The organism is Maritimibacter alexandrii (assembly GCF_005871115.1).
In the GTDB taxonomy this organism is placed as follows: domain Bacteria; phylum Pseudomonadota; class Alphaproteobacteria; order Rhodobacterales; family Rhodobacteraceae; genus Maritimibacter; species Maritimibacter alkaliphilus.
The window spans coordinates 482,414-500,305 of sequence record NZ_SWKQ01000013.1 but is presented as its reverse complement, the minus strand read 5'-3'; the positions used below and the strand labels follow the sequence as shown (position 1 = coordinate 500,305).

The 17,892-nt window shown below is 63.7% G+C and carries 19 protein-coding genes; 12 read left to right on the top strand and 7 right to left on the bottom strand.

Translation table 11 applies throughout. The features are described 5' to 3' along the window. Positions 1 to 111: 111 nt before the first annotated feature. The 3 genes from FCT00_RS15010 to FCT00_RS15000 form a co-directional block, all read right to left on the bottom strand. A complete protein-coding gene (locus tag FCT00_RS15010; RefSeq protein ID WP_008330732.1) occupies positions 112 to 456 on the bottom strand; it encodes an H-NS histone family protein in 345 nt (114 codons plus the stop codon). 160 nt (positions 457 to 616) lie between these two features. Next, a complete protein-coding gene (locus FCT00_RS15005) occupies positions 617 to 2,593 on the bottom strand; it encodes a protein meaA (protein WP_171043024.1) in 1,977 nt (658 codons plus the stop codon). A 133-nt stretch (positions 2,594 to 2,726) separates the two neighbouring features. Then, positions 2,727 to 3,065 (bottom strand): hypothetical protein, encoded by a 339-nt coding sequence (locus FCT00_RS15000; protein ID WP_138423647.1) that lies wholly within the window; start codon positions 3,063 to 3,065, stop codon positions 2,727 to 2,729. Between the two features lie 158 nt (positions 3,066 to 3,223). On the opposite strand from FCT00_RS15000, the gene FCT00_RS14995 reads away from it, so the two are divergent. The 4 genes from FCT00_RS14995 (at position 3,224) to FCT00_RS14980 (ending at position 7,186) form a co-directional block, all read left to right on the top strand. Then, positions 3,224 to 4,630 carry a 1-acyl-sn-glycerol-3-phosphate acyltransferase gene (locus tag FCT00_RS14995; RefSeq protein ID WP_138423646.1) on the top strand — a complete coding sequence of 469 codons (1,407 nt, stop codon included), beginning with the start codon at positions 3,224 to 3,226 and terminating at the stop codon, positions 4,628 to 4,630. Positions 4,631 to 4,743: 113 nt separating this feature from the next. Beyond that, complete coding sequence (ccrA, locus tag FCT00_RS14990; protein WP_138423645.1) at positions 4,744 to 6,027, top strand: crotonyl-CoA carboxylase/reductase; 1,284 nt, start codon at positions 4,744 to 4,746, stop codon at positions 6,025 to 6,027. Between the two features lie 285 nt (positions 6,028 to 6,312). Next, on the top strand, positions 6,313 to 6,531 hold the full coding sequence (locus FCT00_RS14985) for a hypothetical protein (RefSeq protein ID WP_148912466.1): 219 nt from the start codon (positions 6,313 to 6,315) through the stop codon (positions 6,529 to 6,531). Beyond that, positions 6,509 to 7,186 carry a helix-turn-helix transcriptional regulator gene (locus FCT00_RS14980; protein ID WP_008330707.1) on the top strand — a complete coding sequence of 226 codons (678 nt, stop codon included), beginning with the start codon at positions 6,509 to 6,511 and terminating at the stop codon, positions 7,184 to 7,186. Before FCT00_RS14985 ends, FCT00_RS14980 begins: the two co-directional genes overlap by 23 nt. A 145-nt stretch (positions 7,187 to 7,331) precedes the next feature. On the opposite strand, the gene FCT00_RS14975 is transcribed toward FCT00_RS14980, so the two are convergent. Beyond that, positions 7,332 to 7,775 carry a GlcG/HbpS family heme-binding protein gene (locus tag FCT00_RS14975; RefSeq protein WP_138423644.1) on the bottom strand — a complete coding sequence of 148 codons (444 nt, stop codon included), beginning with the start codon at positions 7,773 to 7,775 and terminating at the stop codon, positions 7,332 to 7,334. Between the two features lie 171 nt (positions 7,776 to 7,946). Between FCT00_RS14975 and FCT00_RS14970 the strand changes: the two genes are divergently transcribed. The 4 genes from FCT00_RS14970 to trpA are packed head-to-tail and all read left to right on the top strand — an operon-like array spanning position 7,947 to position 11,729. Further along, the gene (locus FCT00_RS14970; protein ID WP_138423643.1) at positions 7,947 to 8,588 is read left to right on the top strand and encodes an acyl-homoserine-lactone synthase; all 642 of its coding nucleotides are present in this window, start codon (positions 7,947 to 7,949) and stop codon (positions 8,586 to 8,588) included. Positions 8,589 to 8,629: 41 nt separating this feature from the next. Next, the gene (locus tag FCT00_RS14965) at positions 8,630 to 10,159 is read left to right on the top strand and encodes an ATP-dependent DNA helicase (RefSeq protein ID WP_138423642.1); all 1,530 of its coding nucleotides are present in this window, start codon (positions 8,630 to 8,632) and stop codon (positions 10,157 to 10,159) included. Then, a complete protein-coding gene (locus FCT00_RS14960) occupies positions 10,152 to 10,880 on the top strand; it encodes an SDR family oxidoreductase (protein WP_138423641.1) in 729 nt (242 codons plus the stop codon). The genes FCT00_RS14965 and FCT00_RS14960 overlap by 8 nt, the downstream gene beginning before the upstream one ends. Positions 10,881 to 10,937: 57 nt before the next feature. Beyond that, positions 10,938 to 11,729 carry a tryptophan synthase subunit alpha gene (gene trpA, locus FCT00_RS14955; RefSeq protein WP_138423640.1) on the top strand — a complete coding sequence of 264 codons (792 nt, stop codon included), beginning with the start codon at positions 10,938 to 10,940 and terminating at the stop codon, positions 11,727 to 11,729. A 3-nt stretch (positions 11,730 to 11,732) separates the two neighbouring features. Here trpA and FCT00_RS14950 read toward each other — a convergent pair whose 3' ends face one another. Next, complete coding sequence (locus tag FCT00_RS14950) at positions 11,733 to 12,659, bottom strand: MBL fold metallo-hydrolase (protein WP_235889101.1); 927 nt, start codon at positions 12,657 to 12,659, stop codon at positions 11,733 to 11,735. A gap of 85 nt (positions 12,660 to 12,744) precedes the next feature. On the opposite strand from FCT00_RS14950, the gene FCT00_RS14945 reads away from it, so the two are divergent. Further along, entirely contained in the window at positions 12,745 to 13,173 is a 429-nt protein-coding gene (locus FCT00_RS14945) for a DUF1801 domain-containing protein (RefSeq protein WP_138423639.1), read from the top strand. On the opposite strand, the gene FCT00_RS14940 is transcribed toward FCT00_RS14945, so the two are convergent. Next, complete coding sequence (locus tag FCT00_RS14940) at positions 13,174 to 13,572, bottom strand: metallopeptidase family protein (protein ID WP_138423638.1); 399 nt, start codon at positions 13,570 to 13,572, stop codon at positions 13,174 to 13,176. It abuts the gene before it with no gap. Between the two features lie 95 nt (positions 13,573 to 13,667). Here FCT00_RS14940 and gltX point away from each other — a divergent pair, with 95 nt between their 5' ends. The 3 genes from gltX to FCT00_RS14925 all read left to right on the top strand — a co-directional run bounded on the left by gltX (position 13,668) and on the right by FCT00_RS14925 (position 16,728). Continuing rightward, the gene (gene gltX / locus FCT00_RS14935) at positions 13,668 to 14,993 is read left to right on the top strand and encodes a glutamate--tRNA ligase (protein ID WP_138423637.1); all 1,326 of its coding nucleotides are present in this window, start codon (positions 13,668 to 13,670) and stop codon (positions 14,991 to 14,993) included. 88 nt (positions 14,994 to 15,081) lie between these two features. Next, positions 15,082 to 15,948 carry a DUF305 domain-containing protein gene (locus FCT00_RS14930; protein WP_212748019.1) on the top strand — a complete coding sequence of 289 codons (867 nt, stop codon included), beginning with the start codon at positions 15,082 to 15,084 and terminating at the stop codon, positions 15,946 to 15,948. Between the two features lie 18 nt (positions 15,949 to 15,966). Further along, positions 15,967 to 16,728, top strand: coding sequence for a glutaredoxin family protein (locus FCT00_RS14925; RefSeq protein ID WP_138423636.1), 762 nt, complete (start codon positions 15,967 to 15,969; stop codon positions 16,726 to 16,728). A gap of 90 nt (positions 16,729 to 16,818) precedes the next feature. On the opposite strand, the gene trpS is transcribed toward FCT00_RS14925, so the two are convergent. Next, positions 16,819 to 17,838 carry a tryptophan--tRNA ligase gene (trpS, locus tag FCT00_RS14920; RefSeq protein WP_138423635.1) on the bottom strand — a complete coding sequence of 340 codons (1,020 nt, stop codon included), beginning with the start codon at positions 17,836 to 17,838 and terminating at the stop codon, positions 16,819 to 16,821. Positions 17,839 to 17,892 lie beyond the last annotated feature (54 nt).

Here is a 17,892-nt window from a genome sequence, read left to right as displayed (position 1 = left end):
ATCGGCCTGCGTCGGGATGGAAACCCGCGACCGGCCCGAACCGGAAAAAAGAAGAACGCGGCACCGTGGCGGCGCCGCGCTTTCGGTTTTCGGTCACGCAGGTTCGGGGTGTCAGATCGCGATCTGTTCGAGCGTTCCGCCCTTCTCGAGGTGCGCCTCGACCCACTTGGGTTTCCGGCCACGGCCGGTCCATGTCATGTTCGCGTCGTCCGGGTTGCGGTATTTCGGTGCGACCTTGGCGCGACCATCCGACGATTTCGCGGCCTTGGGCGCGCGTTTGACCGGCTTCACATCGGACAATTCGTCCAGCGAGTACCCAAAGGATTTCGCGGCTTTTTCGGCAGCCTGAAGGGCCGCGCGTTTTTCTTCGTCTCCGACTTTTTCCAACGCCTTTTCGACGTCGGCCTTTAGTTTCTCGAGTTCCTTGCGGGACATGCCCTTGAGATTGAATTTCATGTGAGTGGTCCTTTGAGTGGGTCTTGGAGACTATTACCAAGCTACAAATTACGGCGAGAATACCAATACGGAAGAATAGGTGTGCCGACAATAGCCAAGCCCGCACCGGCACCGCGACTAAGCGGTTGGCGCTATTAACCATTTTGTCAATCGTGTGGCGTTACTCGGCTGCCTTGGAGCGCGGATCGACGAGCGTGACGATGTCGGACATGATGACATTCAGCTCGAAATCCTTTGGTGTATAGACTTTTGCGACCCCCATCGCCTTCAGACGCTCGGCATCGGCCTCGGGGATAATACCCCCCGCGATGACGGGGATATGGCCCAGCCCGGCCTCTCGCATTCGGGTCATCAAATCTTCGATCAAAGGGACGTGAGAACCCGAAAGAATGGACAAACCGACCACATGGGCACCCGATTCCAAGGCCGAGGCCACGATTTCCTCGGGCGTGAGTCGAATGCCGTCATAGGTAATATCCATCCCACAATCACGTGCCCGGGCCGCGATCTGTTCGGCCCCGTTGGAATGCCCGTCGAGACCGGGTTTGCCGACGAGGAATTTCATTTTCTCTCCCAGAGCCGCCGAAACCGCGGCGACCTGTTCGCGAATATCGTCGAGCCCTTCGGTGCGGTTGGACGGGTTTTTCGACACGCCCGTCGGGCCGCGATACTGACCGAATTCGGCGCGCACCGCGTCGCCCCATTCGCCGGTCGTGGCGCCCGCCTTTGCCGCGGCGATCGAGGCGTCCATGATATTCTCACCCGAACGCGCGGCCTTGCGCAGCGCCTCGAGCGCGGCGTTCACGGCGGCGTCGTCGCGGGCCTTGCGCCAATCTTGCAGGCGCGCGATCTGGTCGGCCTCGGCCTCGGGATCCGCGACCATGATCGCTTCGGGGCCGGAGGTCAGGGGCGACGGTGCGGCCTCGGTCCATTTATTCACGCCGACCACGGTCGTATCGCCGCCTTCGATTTTGGAAATACGCTCGGCATTGGATTCAACCAGACGCGATTTCATATATTCGATCGCTTTGACGGCGCCGCCCATGCCGTCGATCTGGGCCAATTCAGCCCGCGCGCCTTCTTTCAGCGCGGCCACCTTTTTCTCGACCGCCGGGTTATTATCGAACAGGTCGTCATATTCGAGAAGGTCGGTCTCATACGCCATGATCTGTTGCATACGCAGCGACCATTGCTGATCCCACGGGCGCGGCAGACCAAGCGCCTCGTTCCACGCGGGCAATTGCACGGCGCGGGCGCGGGCGTTTTTCGACAGTGTGACGGCGAGCATTTCGATGAGAATACGATAGACGTTATTCTCGGGTTGCTGCTCGGTCAGGCCGAGGGAATTCACCTGAACCCCATAGCGGAACCTGCGGAATTTGGGGTCTTCGACACCGTAGCGGTCGCGGGTGATTTCGTCCCAAAGTTCAACGAATGCACGCATCTTGCACATTTCGGTGACGAAGCGGATCCCGGCGTTCACGAAGAACGAGATGCGGCCGACCATGGCCGGAAACGCTTCGGCCGGCACCTTGGTCTTGAGGTCGTCGAGCACCGCGATGGCGGTGGCCAGCGCGAAGGCAAGTTCTTCTTCCGGTGTCGCGCCCGCTTCCTGCAAATGATAGGAACACACGTTCATCGGGTTCCATTTCGGCAGATGTTCGCGCGTATAAGCGGCGACATCGGTAATCATCCGCAAGGACGGTTTCGGCGGGCAGACATACGTGCCGCGCGACAGGTATTCCTTGATGATGTCGTTCTGAACCGTGCCCTGCAATTTGGATATATCCGCGCCTTGTTCTTCGGCGACGGCAATATAAAGGGCGAGCAGCCATGGCGCCGTCGCGTTGATCGTCATCGAAGTATTCATCTGTTCGAGGGGAATACCCTCGAACAGCATCCGCATGTCCCCGAGATGCGCGACCGGAACACCCACTTTGCCGACCTCGCCTTTGGCAAGCACATGGTCGCTGTCGTATCCGGTCTGGGTCGGAAGGTCGAAAGCGACCGAAAGCCCGGTCTGCCCACGCGACAGGTTGGAACGATAAAGCGCGTTGGAGGCCTTGGCGGTCGAATGCCCTGCATAGGTCCGGAACAGCCACGGGCGATCCATCTGGCGGTCGGACTTCGAAGACATACGGTCGCGGGTCGGCATATCGGTCGGCATCGGTGACTCGTCCTTCATGTTGCAGTGCAGCAAATATCGCAAAGCAACAATATTTCGCAAGCCCCGATTTTCGGGTCACATTCGTGCGCGGTCTGCGGCGGCCTTACGGGTTGAATGTGAAGGTCGACAACTCGCACACGTTGTTGCCGAAGCTCTCGACCTCGTCACCGTCGTCGAACACCGCCTTGAAGTCGAAGATGCAGTAGCCCGAGCCGTCGTCGATGTTGATGACGACGTTGTAGCCGGAATACAGCACCTTGCCGCCGAAGATGTTTTCTTCCCAACTCCGGGCATCGCGGTGCGACGCGTAAAAGCGCACCATCGTGTAGCCGGTGTTGTTGACGATGGTCACGCGGCGGTCCAGCGCGGCTGCCGGCAGGGTTGCGGCGGCGACGGTCGCGGCGGCGACGGCGCCCGTTAGAATGGTTCTGATCGCGTTCATGGATATGGCCCCCTTCCATGTGTGTGTCCCGACTAACTCAGGATAAGCCCTGATTTGACTTCGCGTCACCCCCTAAAGGAGGGGGTTGGATGATGGCCCACTCACCGCATGGCGCGATTTTGGTTGTTCCGGGCCGGTCCTGACGGCACAACGGAAACATGAACCGCACGGTGGAACTGCCCCTCTGGGCCCTGATCCTCATTCTCGCCTTCGCGGCCGTGACCTTTGCGTCCCATTTCCTGTTTCCGTCGGTGCGCTGGTTCTTTCGTCGCCGGATGGAACGTGCGGTCGCGCGGCTGAACCAGCGGCTCACGCGCCCCATCGAACCGTTCAAGATCGCGCGGCGCTACGACATGATCCAGCGGCTGATCTACGACCCCGAAGTGTCCAAGGCGATCCAGCAGCACGCCCGCGACGAAGGCGTGCCGGAGCAGGTCGGCTTCGAACTCGCCCGCCGTTATGCGCGCGAGATCGTGCCGCGGTTCTCGGCTTTCCTGTATTTCGGCTTCGCGATCCGCCTGTCGCGGTTCATTTCGCGCGCTTTCTACCGGGTGCGGATCGACCAGCTGGACGCCGAGGTGATCGAAAGCATCCCACAGGACGCCACGGCGGTCTTCGTGATGAACCATCGGTCGAACATGGATTATGTGCTGGTCACCTGGCTGGCCGGCAAACGCAGCCACCTGTCCTATGCCGTCGGGGAATGGGCTCGGGTCTGGCCGCTGGGGCCGCTGATCCGGGCGATGGGGGCGTATTTCATCCGGCGCAAGAGCCGCAACGCGCTGTATCGCAAGGTGCTCGCCCAATACATCCGCATGTCGACGGAAAGCGGCACGACGCAGGGCATGTTTCCCGAGGGCGGCCTGAGCCTGACCGGCGCCGTCGGGGAGCCGAAGCTTGGCCTGATCTCCTACATCCTCGAAGGGTTCGAGCCGGGGCAAAGCCGGGATGTCGTCTTCGTCCCCGTTGCGATCAACTATGACCGGGTGATGGAGGATCGGGTACTGCTCGCCGCCGGGCAGACCGGGGTGCGCAAGTTCCGTCTGCGCGCCTTCGATGTCGTTCGCCACGTGGTCGCCCACCTGTTCCTGCGCTTCACAGGCCGGTTCCGCCGGTTCGGTTACGCAAGCGTCAGTGTGGGCGAGCCGCTGTCGCTGTCGGAATTCCTGCGCGACCACCCGATGCTGGGCGAGCGCACGACGATGCAGCTTGCGCGGCGGATCATGGCGCGCATTCGCGCCGTGGTGCCGGTGCTGCCGGTCCCGGTCGTGGCGGCGGTCTTTACACAGGAAGACGGGCTGACCCGCGCCGAGGTGGCGGAACGGTTCAACCGCATGGTGCGCGACATGCGGGAACGGGGCGCGCAGATCCACATGCCCCGCGCGCTCGACATCGACCCGGTGGAGCAGGGGGTCGAACTGCTGCTGGTCCGCCGGGTGCTGGTCGAAGAGGGCGGCAGGCTGACGGTCAACCCGGACGAGCGGGCCGTCGTCGAATACTACGCGCATTCCATCGCGCATCTGAGCCCCGGTCTTGCGCAGACGGACGAATTCGACGCGACATAAAATTACAAAATGTGCTTAAGTAGGGTTGCATTGTTACCTAGCCACCCGTAATGCTGCATCAGCAACCGCGATTCTGCGTCGCGGCAATCTGTTGTTTGAGCAAGGAGGCCCCCATGGCACTCGACGACGCCCCGGCCATCGCCGCTTATGAAGCGCCGGAAAAAGACCTCTACGAAATCGGGGAAATCCCGCCGATGGGCTACGTGCCCAAGAAAATGTACGCTTGGGCGATCCGTCGCGAGCGTCACGGCGAGCCCGACAAGTCGTTTCAGGTCGAAGTGGTGGATACCCCGGTTCTGGACAGCCACGAGGTTCTCGTCCTCGTCATGGCCGCAGGCGTGAACTACAACGGCGTCTGGGCCGGTCTCGGCGTGCCGATCTCGCCCTTCGACGTGCATGGCGCGGACTTCCACATCGCGGGCTCCGACGCCTCCGGGATCGTCTGGGCGGTGGGCGACAAGGTCACGCGCTGGAAGGTGGGCGACGAGGTCGTGATCCACTGCAACCAGGACGACGGCGACGACGAGGAGTGCAACGGCGGCGACCCGATGTTCTCGGACAGCCAGCGGATCTGGGGCTATGAGACCCCGGACGGCTCCTTCGCGCAGTTCACCAACGTGCAGGCCCAGCAGCTCATGCCGCGCCCCAAGCACCTGACGTGGGAGGAAAGCGCCTGTTATACGCTGACGCTCGCCACGGCCTACCGGATGCTCTTCGGTCACCACCCGCATGAGCTGAAGCCGGGCCAGAACGTGCTCGTCTGGGGCGCCTCGGGCGGTCTGGGATCCTTCGCGATCCAGCTTATCAACACGGCAGGCGCCAACGCGATCGGCGTCATCTCGGAAGAGGACAAGCGTGAGTTCGTGATGGGGCTGGGCGCGAAAGGCGTCATCAACCGCAAGGACTTCAACTGCTGGGGGCAACTCCCCACGGTGAACACGCCGGAATACAAGGAATGGTTCGGCGAGGTCCGCAAGTTCGGCAAGGCGATCTGGGACATCACCGGCAAGGGTGTGAACGTCGACATGGTGTTCGAACACCCCGGCGAAGCCACGTTCCCGGTCTCGACCTTCGTCGTGAAGAAGGGCGGCATGGTCGTGATCTGCGCCGGCACCACCGGCTACAACCTGACGATGGACGCGCGCTATGTCTGGATGCACCAGAAGCGCATCCAGGGCTCGCACTTCGCGCACCTGAAACAAGCCGCAGCTGCGAACGCGCTGATGGTCGAGCGTCGGATCGACCCCTGCATGTCCGAGGTCTTTCCGTGGGACGAGATCCCGGCGGCCCACATGAAGATGCGCCGCAACGAGCATAAGCCGGGCAACATGGCGGTTCTGGTGCAGTCGCCCAAGACCGGCCTGCGCACGCTCGAAGACGTGCTCGACGCGAAATAATCCCTGCCCAATGGCAAACTCCGCGCGCGGCCTCCGGGTCGCGCGCTTTTTCATGCGCCGTGGCGCGAAACGGGGGTCCGACGGCCTGCCGGACCCCGGCTGCCGGACCATGGGCGAAGCGTCCCGACCTGCCGAATCAGTCACCCAAAGATGCATCATTGACCCATTTTCAATGACTTACTTGGCCGCCCCTCGCCGGAAATGGGGAGGGTAAAGACGCGAATTTCAATGGAATGTTCATCATTTTAAGGTTGAATGGCACTCAACTCAAACGGGAGCCTTTACATGCAACACGAATGGCTCATTGATGTATTGGCGGACCTGAAAGCGTTCGCCGATGCAAAGGGGATGGGTGCCTCGGCCGAGGCGCTGGACGATGCGAGCCTGATCGTATTGGCCGAACTGAACTCCCTCGCGCGGGCCGATGCAGCAGCGGCTGTGGGGGAGCATGAAGGCCAGACTGGAAGCGTTACTTTCCTTTTTGAAGGACGCCGACTCGCTTGAGGCGTTCCAAGCCGCGACCGAACAGGTCTGCGACATCTACGGCGTTCTTCACTGCGTCTATCACTGGGTGAACTCGGACGGCGAACGGTTCGGGGCCGGGACATATTCGTCGGTCTGGGTCGATCGTTATCTCGAGATGGACTATCTGCGCATGGACCCGGTGATCTTCGGATGTTTCCAGCGGTTCACCCCGGCCAACTGGAAAGACCTCGACTGGACGACCAAGGCCGCGCGCGCGATGCTGGATGATGCGCTGAAACACGGGCTTGGAAATCAGGGCTATTCCATTCCGCTTCACGGCCCACAGGGGCAGTTCGCGCTGTTCACGCTCAACCATCAGGCCGAGGATGACGACTGGGCCGCGTTCATCGATATCAACGGGCGCGACCTGATCGTGCTGGCACATGAATTCAACCGGCGCGCGCTGGAATTCGAAGGCGCGGAAGGGATCGCCTCACCCAGTCTTAGCCCCCGCGAACTGGCCGCGATCCGCTGTCTGGCGCGCGGATTGTCCCGGGCGCAGGCCGCGGCGGAACTGGGCATTTCCGAGCACACGCTCCGGGTCTACATCGAGAGCGCCCGCCACAAACTCGGCGCGCTCAACACGACCCACGCGGTCGCGCGCGCCTTGTCGACGGGCATCATCATCGTCTGAGTTCGCCCATTGTGCGGGCTGGTGCCCGCGCAGCATTTGCGCCGCCCCGGCTGACGCCAGGGCGTCGCGGTGGTGACGCGCCGGTGGCGCGTCCGGAGGGCCAGCCCTCCGGACCTCCCGAAGTATTTGTGAAACAGAGAAGGGGTCAGGACTTGGCGGCGGTCAGCCCGGCGGCTTCGATGCCGGCGATGGCGGCGGCGTTGTCCTTGTCGCCCGTGTCGCCCGAGATGCCGACCGCGCCGACGACCCTGTCGCCCTCGACGACAAGCGCCCCGCCGGGTTGTGCGGCGAACTCGCCTTTGGCCGCCACCGAGATCGCGGCGGCGAAGCCCGGATTGTCCTTGAACATCGCGAACAGGTCGGCGGACGGCACGCCCATCCCCGCTGCGCCCGCGCCCTTGGCGTGCGCCACGGCGAGGCGCGTGCCGCCAGCCCCGTCCTGCCGCTTGGACAGCACGACGTTTCCGCCGGCATCGAAGACGACGAGCGCCAGAGGGGCCAGCGCGTTTTGCGCGGCATAGGCGAAGGCGCCGTCCGCGATGGCATCGGCCTGGGCGAGGGTGAGCGACGAGGGGACGTGATAGGGCATGACGGTTCCTTTCCTAAGCTGGGCGCAGAGTGAGGCAACGACGCCCGAAAGGGAAGCGGCGCGCGCTGGGGTAACGGATCGGCAACCACCGGCGCACGCTTGGGTGAGAGGTCGTTTACCGAACTTGACCAGATTGGACCGCAGCAGAGACGGACATTCGGGAGATTTCAGATGCTGCGCTACCTCTACGCCGCCGACCTTCAACGCTTTCCGCGCCTCGCGCAGTCGATGTTCACCGACCGCGCCGAACAGTTCGCGCGACGCCTCGGGTGGGAGGTCGCGGTCGATGCGGCGGGCGAGGAGCGGGATCAATACGACGCACTGAACCCGCTATATGTGATCTGGGAACGGCCGGACGGGTTGCATGGCGGGTCGATGCGCTTCCTGCCCACCACGGGGCGGACCATGGTGAACGAGCATTTCTCGCATCTGAACGATGGTCACCCGATCACCTCGCCTTTCATCTGGGAGTGCACGCGGTTCTGCCTGTCGCCCGATGCCGACAGGCGTGCCGCGCCCGCTTTGGCATTGGGCGCGGGTGAGCTGATGTCGCATCTGAACCTTCAGCATTACGTAGGTGTCTTCGACACCCGGATGGAACGGATTTACCGCCTGATGGGCCTCGTGCCCGAGGTTCTGGGACGCTCCGGCGAAGGGCGCGACGCCATCGGTGTGGGGCTTTGGTCGATGGACGAAACCGCATTCGCACCGACCCTCGCCCGGGTCGGGGTGGACCGCGCCACTTCGGTCGGCTGGTTGCGCTATGCCCTGTCGCTCGGCGGCACGACACCCGCGCTCGCGCAGGCGGTCTGAACCGGCTGGCGCCGGGGGGACACGCGGGATAGGGTCGGCGCATGGCTCTTCCCGCGCTCCAACTGTCCGACGATCAGGCCGAAGCTCACGACCGTGTCGCAGAGCTTCTGCGGTCTGCGGGCGTCGATATCGATGAGGGGCACCTGACGCCGCTGTCCGAGGGGAAATCCCGCGTCATGGCGGTGATCGGCAAGGCGGGATCGGGCAAGACGCTGTTGCTCGCCCAGCTTTACGAGGCACTGGAGGAGGCCGGGGTCGAGGTCGTTTCGGGCGACTGGGAGGGGCGCAAGCGCAAGGACAAGCGCACGCTTGCCATTCTGGCCCCTACGAACAAGGCGGCGAGCGTTTTGCGCCGCCGGGGCGTGCCCGCGACGACGATTCACCGCATCCTCTACACCCCGGTTTACGACCCCGAATACGAACGCATCGCGGAATGGCTGGCGGGGCAGGCCGAGCGGCCAGAAATCGAGGGGCTGACGGATGCCGCACTCGACCGGGCGTTCGCGTTCTACCAGACCCAGAAATCCATACCCGGCGCGCTGGCGGCGGCGGGGCTGCGCGGGTCCGATTTCATCACCGGGTGGAAACGGCGCGAAGACCCGCTCGACATCGGGTTCATCGACGAATCCTCCATGCTGGACGAAAAGCAGTTCGAGGATCTGAAAGAGATTTTCCCGACGCTGGTTCTGTTCGGTGATCCGGCACAGTTGGCCCCCGTCGGTCAGTCGGGCGAGATGGTGTTCGACCGGATGCCCAAGCCCGCCGTGATGGCTTTGAGCCGTGTGCACCGGCAGGACGGCGACAACCCGATCCTCGATCTCGCCCATGCGTTAGGCGATCCGGAGGTCGATTTCAACCAGTTCGAACGGTTGGTGCAGGACGCGGCCCAAAAGGACGAGCGCGTCATCATCGCGCCGCGCGTGGACGCCGACATGATGGCGCGGTCGCCGGTGCTGGTGTGGCGCAACAAGACGCGCATACGGCTGATCCACGCCTTCCGCGCCGCCCACGGCGCGCCGGGGGATCGGCTGATGCCCGGCGAGCCGCTGATCTGCGACGGGATCGAACTGCCCCTGAAGCACCGCAAGAAACGCATCGACCTCGAAGCACGCGGGCTTATCAAGGGCGCTCAGGTGGTGTTCCGCGGCGAAGGCAAGAAACCGGGGTTCAGCCGCGTGCATGTGGTGGGCGCGGAAGACCCGAATATCTCGGTCGCCTCCATCGTGAAGATCGAGCAGCTCGAGGAAGAGGAACCGTTCATACCCTATGCCGCGAGCATGGGGGCGGCGTTCCTGCATGGGGCGGCGGTGACGATCCACAAGGCGCAGGGCTCGCAATGGCGCGACGTGCAGGTGTTCGGCCCGGACCTGTCGGCGGCGGCCTATATGGGCCGGACCGAGGCGGGGATTCCGTTGTGGAAACGCCTTGCCTATGTGGCGATCACGCGGGCGGAGGAGCGGCTCTTTTGGTGCAACCGCTATGCGCTGGCCCGTCCGGTCGAGGCGTTGGGCATCGCGGACCTGCCGGAACCTGTGGCGCGGCTGACATTGGAGGCTGAGAGCGATGGGTAGCATTCTGATTACGGGCGCCTCGGGCGGCATCGGGCGCGCTTGTGCCGAGCGGTTTCTGGACGCGGGCTGGACCGTCGGCCTGATGGCGCGGCGGGCGGACAAGCTCGAAGAGGTCGCGGCGGGGCATGAGAATGCCGTGGTCCTCCCCGGTGACGTGGGCGACGCGGCGGCGGTCGAAACGGCGTTCGCGCAATTCGCCGACAAAGCGGGGCGTCTCGACGTGCTGTTCAACAACGCGGGCATCTTCACGCCTGCCGCCCCCATCGACGAAATCTCGCTCGACGATTGGCATCGGGCGCGGTCGGTGAACCTCGACGGGATGTTCTATTGCGCGCGCGCGGCGTTCGGGCAGATGCGCCGCCAGACGCCGCAGGGCGGGCGGATCATCAACAACGGGTCGATCTCGGCCCACAGCCCGCGCGAAGGCTCAGCCACCTACACCACGACCAAGCACGCGATCACCGGGCTGACCAAGACCATCAGTCTGGATGGGCGGCCCTTCGACATTGCTTGCGGGCAGATCGACATCGGCAATGCCCGCACCGAGCTTCTGGACGGGATCATCGACAAGGCGCGCGCGGCGGGCGAAGCGCCGCCGCCGTCGATGGACGTGGCCCTTGTCGCGGATGCCGTGATGAACATGGCGACGCTGCCGGGTGAGGCGAACGTGCAGTTCATGACCCTGATGGCGACCAAGATGCCCTATATCGGGCGCGGCTGAGGTTGATTTTCCCCCGCCGTTGACGCAATCACGGCGGGACGGAAAAAGGGACGCACCATGACTCGCATCGACGACACATTCGCGGCACTTCGCGCCGAGGGCAAGAAAGCCTTCGTCGCCTACCTCATGGCGGGCGACCCGGACGCGGCGACGTCGATGGAGGTGATGAAGGGCTTGCCGGACGCGGGTGTCGACATCATCGAGCTGGGCGTGCCGTTCACCGACCCGATGGCCGATGGTCCGACGATCCAGCTTGCCGGTCAGCGCGCGCTCGAAGGCGGCATGACGCTGCAAAAGACGCTCGACATGGCCGCCGAGTTCCGCAAGGGCGACGACACCACGCCCATCGTGCTGATGGGCTATTACAACCCGATCTACAATCGCGGCGTCGCACGGTTTCTGGAAGACGCCAAGGCCGCCGGGGTCGACGGGCTGATCGTCGTGGACCTGCCGCCGGAAGAGGATGACGAGCTTTGCATCCCGGCGCAGAAGGCCGGGCTGAACTTCATCCGCCTCGCCACGCCTACGACCGACGACAAGCGCCTTCCCAAGGTGCTGACCAACACCTCGGGTTTCGTCTACTACGTGTCGATCACCGGGATCACCGGGTCGGCCGAAGCCGAGGCGGCGGACGTCGGGCCAGAGGTTGCGCGCATCAAGGCGCAGACCGATCTGCCGATCATCGTGGGCTTCGGGATCAAGACGCCGGAACGCTCGGAAGCCATCGCCAAGGTGGCGGATGGCTCGGTCGTCGGCTCGGCGATCGTGGACCTGATCGGCAAGGGCAAGCCCGTGGCCGAAGTGCTCGACTTCGTGAAAGGGCTGGCCGACGGCGCACACCGCGCCTGACCGTCACCCGAGAAGCTGGTAGCTTTCAGGAACGTAATGGAAGCGGCCGTCTTTGAGGCGGTCGACATAGCCGACCGAAGGCCAGGGCATGTGATACCCGATGAAGGGTATCTTGTCCGATGCCAACATTTCCAGCACCGCCCTGCGGGTCTTGGCCGCCTGTTCCTTGTCTTCGTCCAACCTCATCTCCCAGTCCGGGTAGGCCAGCGACCAGACATGGTGGCACGCGAAATCGGCGGCGAGCAAAAGGTGCTCGCCCGTGCTTTCCACCATGAACATCATGTGGCCGAGGGTGTGTCCGAAAGCTTCGATCGCGGTGATGCCGGGCACGACCGTATCGCCCTCGGCGACGAATTCGATCTCGGGCTTCAGGGGCAGGATCGTGCGGTCGAACACGTCGGACCCGGTATCGTCCCAGGCATCGAACTCCATGCTCCCGCAGACATAGCGCGCGTTCGGGAAGGTCACCGAATTCGGGCCATGCAACCCGCCGATATGGTCGATATGCATGTGGGTCAGGACGACGACGTCGATATCCTCGACGAAATATCCCGCCGTCTCCAACGCGCGGACGGTGCCCGCTGGTTTCGGCCCCGTGTCGAACAGCACCAGCGCCTCGCCCGTGTTCACCAGCGTCGGCGTAAAGAACGTCTGCGCCCAGTGTGCCGGAATTCGCGCGGCATCCGAGGCGGCGGCGAAGGCCTCGTCCGAGATATTGCGCCCGAAGGTGTCGTGCGGTGCATCGTTCTTTTCGTGCCCGGCCATCAGGGTCACGACATCGAAATTACCGATCTTGAACCGCTTGAAGCCGGTCATGCCGGGCATCATCAGATCGGCTTTCGCCAATGCCGGGCCGGAAGCGAGCGACAGGCCCGCCGCGCCCAGCAGCATCCCGCGCCGTGTCAGCGCGGGGGTTGATTTTCGTAGCATAGTCGTCTCCCGTCAGACGAGGGTCGGGTGACCCATGGGAGGATAACGCGCGATCCGCGGGCGTTCACGGGAAAGTGAGGGGACGATGACCGAGAACAAGACGAAGCCGACGTCCGAAGCGGTGATGGATTTCCTCTATCAAGCCGAACCGCAGCGCAGGCGCGAAGACGCCTTGGTCCTCGATACCATCTTCCGCGACGTGACGGGGTGGAGCCCGCAGATGTGGGGGCCGTCCATCGTCGGTTACGGATCGTATCACTACAAATACGACAGCGGGCGCGAAGGCGATATGTGCGCCACCGGCTTCAGCCCGCGCAAGGCGAACCTCGTCCTCTACATCATGCCGGGGTATCAGGATTACGGCGCTCTGCTCCACCGTCTCGGCAAGCACAAGCTGGGCAAATCGTGCCTTTACCTGAACAAGCTCGCCGACGTGGACGAAGGTGTGCTGCGTGAGATCATCCGAACCGGGTTGGACGATCTGGCGAAGAAATACCCGGTCGAGCCGAGCTGATTATTCCCACCAGCGGTCGATTGAGGCGATGTCGTCGTCCGACCATCCGAAATGATGCGCCAGCTCATGCACCATGATATGTGCCACCAGCGCCCCGATCTCCACATCGCCCCGGTCCGCCCATTCATCCAGAATGGGGCGGCGGAACAACCAGATCACGTCCGGCCCGCCGGGCTGATCGAAGACTGATTTTTCGGTCAGGGGAATGCCTTCGTAAAGCCCGGTCAACTCGAACGGGCTGTCGATGTCGAGCGAGGCGAGCATGTCGTCCGAAGGAAAATCCTCGACCCGGATCGCAACGGTGCGGGCAGGACCGCGAAACGCCTCCGGCAACGCCTCGACCGTGTCGTGGGCGATGGTCTCGATCTCTTCCAGCGTGGGGGGCAATCCGTCCGTCATGGCACTTACATGGGGCAGGGCGCGGCCCGCGTCCAGCGCGAGTGCATGGACAATCCCCGCCGCTTGTGAAAAAGGGCAGGGCCAAGGAGACACCCATGACCACGACCCGTTTCGCGCCCTCTCCCACGGGCTATATCCACGTCGGAAACCTTCGCACCGCGCTGTTCAACTTCCTGATCGCGCGCAAGGCCGGCGGCACGTTCATCCTGCGTCTCGACGACACCGACCCTGAGCGGTCCAAGCAGGAATACGCGGATGCGATCATGGAAGATCTGGAGTGGCTGGGTCTGACATGGGACCGGGTCGAGCGTCAGTCGGACCGGCTCGACCGCTACAATGCCGCCGCCGACGAGTTGCGCGAAAAGGGCCGCTTCTACGAGGCGTTCGAGACGCCGACCGAACTGGACCTCAAGCGCAAGAAACAGCTGAACATGGGCAAGCCCCCGGTCTACGACCGTTCCGCGCTGGCGCTGTCGGAGGACGAGAAAGCCGCCCTGCGCGCCGAGCGTGGCGATGGCGTGTGGCGGTTCAAGCTGGATCACGAGCGCATCGAATGGACCGATGGTATCCTTGGCGACATCTCGATCGACGCGGCGTCGGTGTCCGACCCGGTGCTGATCCGGGCGGACGGTCAGTTTCTTTACACGATGGCAAGCGTCTGCGACGACATCGACTTCGGCATCACCCATGTCGTGCGCGGCTCGGACCACGTGACCAACACCGCGACGCAGATCCAGATCATTCAGGCGCTGGGCGGTAACGTCCCTTCCTTCGCCCACCATTCGCTCCTGACCGGCCCGCAGGGCGAGGCGCTGTCGAAACGCTTGGGCACCCTGTCCCTGCGCGATCTGCGCGCCGCCGGGGTCGAGCCGATGGCGCTGATCTCGCTCATGGCGCGCCTCGGCTCGTCGCAGCCCGTCGAATTGCGGTCGAGCATCGACGAGGTGGTCGAGGGCTTCGACTTGTCGAGCTTCGGCGCCGCGCCGACCAAGTTCGACGAGCGTGATCTGATGCCGCTCACCGCGCATATCAACGCCGCCAAACCGTTCGATGTGGTGGCGGAAGACATCCGCGCACTCGGCGTGCCCGACGACCTCGCCCCCCGGTTCTGGCAGGTGGCGCGCGAGAACATCACGACCCTCAAGGACCTCGAAGGTTGGTGGACCCTCTGCCGCGATGGGGCCGAGCCGCTGATCGACGACGAGGACCGCGAGATGATCGCGACCGCCATGCCGCTCCTCCCCGCGCCGCCCTATGACGACACGACGTGGAAGACGTGGACCGACGCGGTGAAAGAGGCGACCGGGCGCAAGGGCAAGGGCCTGTTCATGCCGCTGCGCAAGGCGGTCACCGGCATGACCCACGGCCCCGATATGTCGAACCTCATGCCGCTGCTGCAAAACGTGCGCGCCAAGGGCTGAGGCCCGGTCGGAACCTTCCAGCGCTGGAAGGACGTTGAACCCCTGAAACGGGCCCGGTGACGCGGGCTGTCGGAAAGGGGGTAAACCAATGTCATACTGGCGTTTTTTCGCGATGATCGCGACATCGACGGTAGTGATGTTCGGGCTGATGTACCTGAACACCTACCTGATCGGCCACGTTTTCTTCTCGGAAACCCGCACCTACATGGCGGTGCTGATGGGGGCCACGATGGCCATCGTCATGCTCGCGTTCATGTTGGGCATGTATCCGAGCAAGGTCGCGAACGCGGCGATTTTCGCGGGGTCCGTGGTGGTCTTCGCGCTCATGCTGTTTCTCGTGCGCAGTCAGGTCACCGTGGGCGATCTGTCCTACATGCGGGCCATGATCCCGCACCATTCCATCGCGATCATGACCTCGAACCGCGCGAATTTCTCTGACCCACGGGTGCAGTCGCTGGCGGATGACATCTCCTACGCCCAGAACAAGGAGATTGCCGAGATGCGCTATCTGATCGACGACATTTCGGCCAATGGCGACGCGACCGGCGCTGAAAACGCGCCCGAAGCCGGCGTCGTATCGCTGTCCGACGCGCTCGCCTCGCCGATGATCCGCACGCTGGACGCGCAGCCGCTGACCGAAGCCGACATTGCGGCGGGCCTGCCCGGGGGCGCGGATTGTTTCTTTGCGTTCACCACCGACAGTCCGCCCGCGCTCGCCATGGGTGAGGGCGAAGACGGGCCCATGGCCCTTATGAAGATCAGCGACGACCTCGTCGTTCTGCGCGAAGACGGCGACGGCAGGTTCACGACCGAAGGCGCGACCGTCGCGCTCACCGCGCGGGCCGGCGACACCCCGGCCCGCGCAGACGAGGATCCGACCGAAGCCACGATGAAACTGACACTCGACGCAGGGCTGAACGCCGGCTACCGCGGCTGGTTCGCCTGCGCAGGGTAAGCCGGAAAGGAGGGCGCGATGCCCAAAGACGCTAAGACCAGAACCGCCACGCTCTATCGTATGGTCATGCCGGAGCATACCTGCCCCTTCGGCCTGAAATCCAAAGACCTGCTGGAGCGCGAGGGCTACGAGGTCGATGACCATTATCTTGAAACCCGCGAAGAAACCGACGCCTTCATGGAAAAGCACGGCGTCGAAACCACGCCGCAGACTTGGATCGGGGGCCAGCGGATCGGCGGCTACGATGAGCTTCGCGAGTATTTCGACAAACCCGTGAAGGACGAGGACGAGACCAGCTATCAACCCGTGATCGCGATTTTCTCGGTCGCGGCGCTCATGGCGCTGGGCCTGAGCTGGTTCACGTTCGAGACGATCCTCACTGTGCGCGCCTTCGAATGGTTCATCGCGATTTCGATGTGCTTCCTCGCCGTGCAGAAATTGCAGGACGTGGAAAGCTTCTCGACCATGTTCCTGAACTACGACCTGCTCGCCAAACGCTGGGTGCGCTACGGCTATCTCTACCCGTTCGGCGAGGCGCTGGCGGGCATCCTGATGGTCGCGGGCGCGCTTACCATTATTTCGGCCCCCGTCGCCATCTTCATCGGTGCCATCGGCGCCGTCTCGGTCATCAAGGCGGTCTATGTCGAGAAACGCGAACTCAAATGCGCCTGCGTAGGCGGGTCGTCCAACGTGCCGCTGGGCTTCGTCTCGCTCACCGAGAACGTGATGATGCTGGGCATGGGCCTTTGGATGGGCGCGAAAGCCCTTTGGGGCCTCTGACCCGCGCCCTTCTTCTTCGTTTCAAAAAACCTCGGGGGCGCGGGGGCAGAGCCCCCGCATGGGTCGCGGCAGCTTGCTGCCGCGAAACCCTTAGCGCACGAACCCCATGATCTCGTAGGTCTTCTTGAGGATCGGTTCGGCCAGTGCAGACGCCCGCTCGGCGCCGCGCGCCATGATCGCGTCCAGCTCGTCGGGCGCATCCAGCAGCCGCCGCATCTCGTCCGACACCGGGGCCAGCTTCGCGACCGCAAGGTCGGCCAGCGCCGGTTTGAACTTGCCCCAGCCTTCGCCGCCGAACTCGGCCAGCACGGCCTCAGCCGTGGTGTCCGACAGGCCCGCATAGATATCGACGAGGTTCTTGGCCTCGGCACGATCTTTCAATCCTGCAACTTCCGAGGGCAAAGCCTCCGGGTCGGTGCGCGCTTTCTTGAACTTCTTCGATATCGTGTCGGCGTCGTCGAGCATGTTGATCCGCTCCATGTCGCTCTCGCCCGATTTCGACATTTTCTTCGACCCGTCGCGCAGGTTCATCACGCGCATCGCGGGGCCTTCCGTGACCGGCTCGGTCAGCGGGAAGAAATCCACGCCGTAGTCGTGGTTGAACTTGGCCGCGATGTCGCGCGTCAGCTCGACGTGCTGTTTCTGGTCCTCGCCCACCGGAACGTGCGTCGCGTGGTAGAGCAGGATGTCGGCGGCCATCAGCGCCGGATAGGCGTACAGCCCCAGCGACACCTTCTCGGCGTTCTTGCCCGCCTTGTCCTTGAACTGGGTCATCCGGTTCATCCAGCCCACGCGGGCGACGCAGGAGAACAGCCACCCAAGCTCGACATGGGCCGGAACGCGTGCCTGATTGAACAGGACGGACCGCTCCGGGTCGATGCCGCTCGCGATCATCGAGGCCGCGACTTCGCGGGTCGCGCGGGTCAGGTCCGCCGGGTCCTGCCAGACGGTGATGGCGTGCATGTCCACGACGCAGAAGATCGTCTCATAGGTCGGGTCTTCCTGCATTTCGACCCAGCGCTTGATCGCACCCAGGTAGTTGCCGAGGGTCAGGCCGCCCGACGGCTTGATCCCGGAAAACACGCGCGGGGGAAAGGTCTGGTCCGACATGGCGAACTCCGTCTGGATTTCTCTGCCCGGCTCGCTTACCTACGCCTGACAACC

Coding starts and splice junctions, on each gene's coding strand:
- FCT00_RS15010 (WP_008330732.1), bottom strand. CDS start 456: ATGAAATTCAATCTCAAGGGCATGTCCCGCAAGGAACTCGAGAAACTA.
- FCT00_RS15005 (WP_171043024.1), bottom strand. CDS start 2,593: ATGTCTTCGAAGTCCGACCGCCAGATGGATCGCCCGTGGCTGTTCCGG.
- FCT00_RS15000 (WP_138423647.1), bottom strand. CDS start 3,065: ATGAACGCGATCAGAACCATTCTAACGGGCGCCGTCGCCGCCGCGACC.
- FCT00_RS14995 (WP_138423646.1), top strand. CDS start 3,224: ATGAACCGCACGGTGGAACTGCCCCTCTGGGCCCTGATCCTCATTCTC.
- ccrA (WP_138423645.1), top strand. CDS start 4,744: ATGGCACTCGACGACGCCCCGGCCATCGCCGCTTATGAAGCGCCGGAA.
- FCT00_RS14985 (WP_148912466.1), top strand. CDS start 6,313: ATGCAACACGAATGGCTCATTGATGTATTGGCGGACCTGAAAGCGTTC.
- FCT00_RS14975 (WP_138423644.1), bottom strand. CDS start 7,775: ATGCCCTATCACGTCCCCTCGTCGCTCACCCTCGCCCAGGCCGATGCC.
- FCT00_RS14970 (WP_138423643.1), top strand. CDS start 7,947: ATGCTGCGCTACCTCTACGCCGCCGACCTTCAACGCTTTCCGCGCCTC.
- FCT00_RS14965 (WP_138423642.1), top strand. CDS start 8,630: ATGGCTCTTCCCGCGCTCCAACTGTCCGACGATCAGGCCGAAGCTCAC.
- FCT00_RS14960 (WP_138423641.1), top strand. CDS start 10,152: ATGGGTAGCATTCTGATTACGGGCGCCTCGGGCGGCATCGGGCGCGCT.
- trpA (WP_138423640.1), top strand. CDS start 10,938: ATGACTCGCATCGACGACACATTCGCGGCACTTCGCGCCGAGGGCAAG.
- FCT00_RS14950 (WP_235889101.1), bottom strand. CDS start 12,659: ATGCTACGAAAATCAACCCCCGCGCTGACACGGCGCGGGATGCTGCTG.
- FCT00_RS14945 (WP_138423639.1), top strand. CDS start 12,745: ATGACCGAGAACAAGACGAAGCCGACGTCCGAAGCGGTGATGGATTTC.
- FCT00_RS14940 (WP_138423638.1), bottom strand. CDS start 13,572: ATGACGGACGGATTGCCCCCCACGCTGGAAGAGATCGAGACCATCGCC.
- gltX (WP_138423637.1), top strand. CDS start 13,668: ATGACCACGACCCGTTTCGCGCCCTCTCCCACGGGCTATATCCACGTC.
- FCT00_RS14930 (WP_212748019.1), top strand. CDS start 15,082: ATGTCATACTGGCGTTTTTTCGCGATGATCGCGACATCGACGGTAGTG.
- FCT00_RS14925 (WP_138423636.1), top strand. CDS start 15,967: ATGCCCAAAGACGCTAAGACCAGAACCGCCACGCTCTATCGTATGGTC.
- trpS (WP_138423635.1), bottom strand. CDS start 17,838: ATGTCGGACCAGACCTTTCCCCCGCGCGTGTTTTCCGGGATCAAGCCG.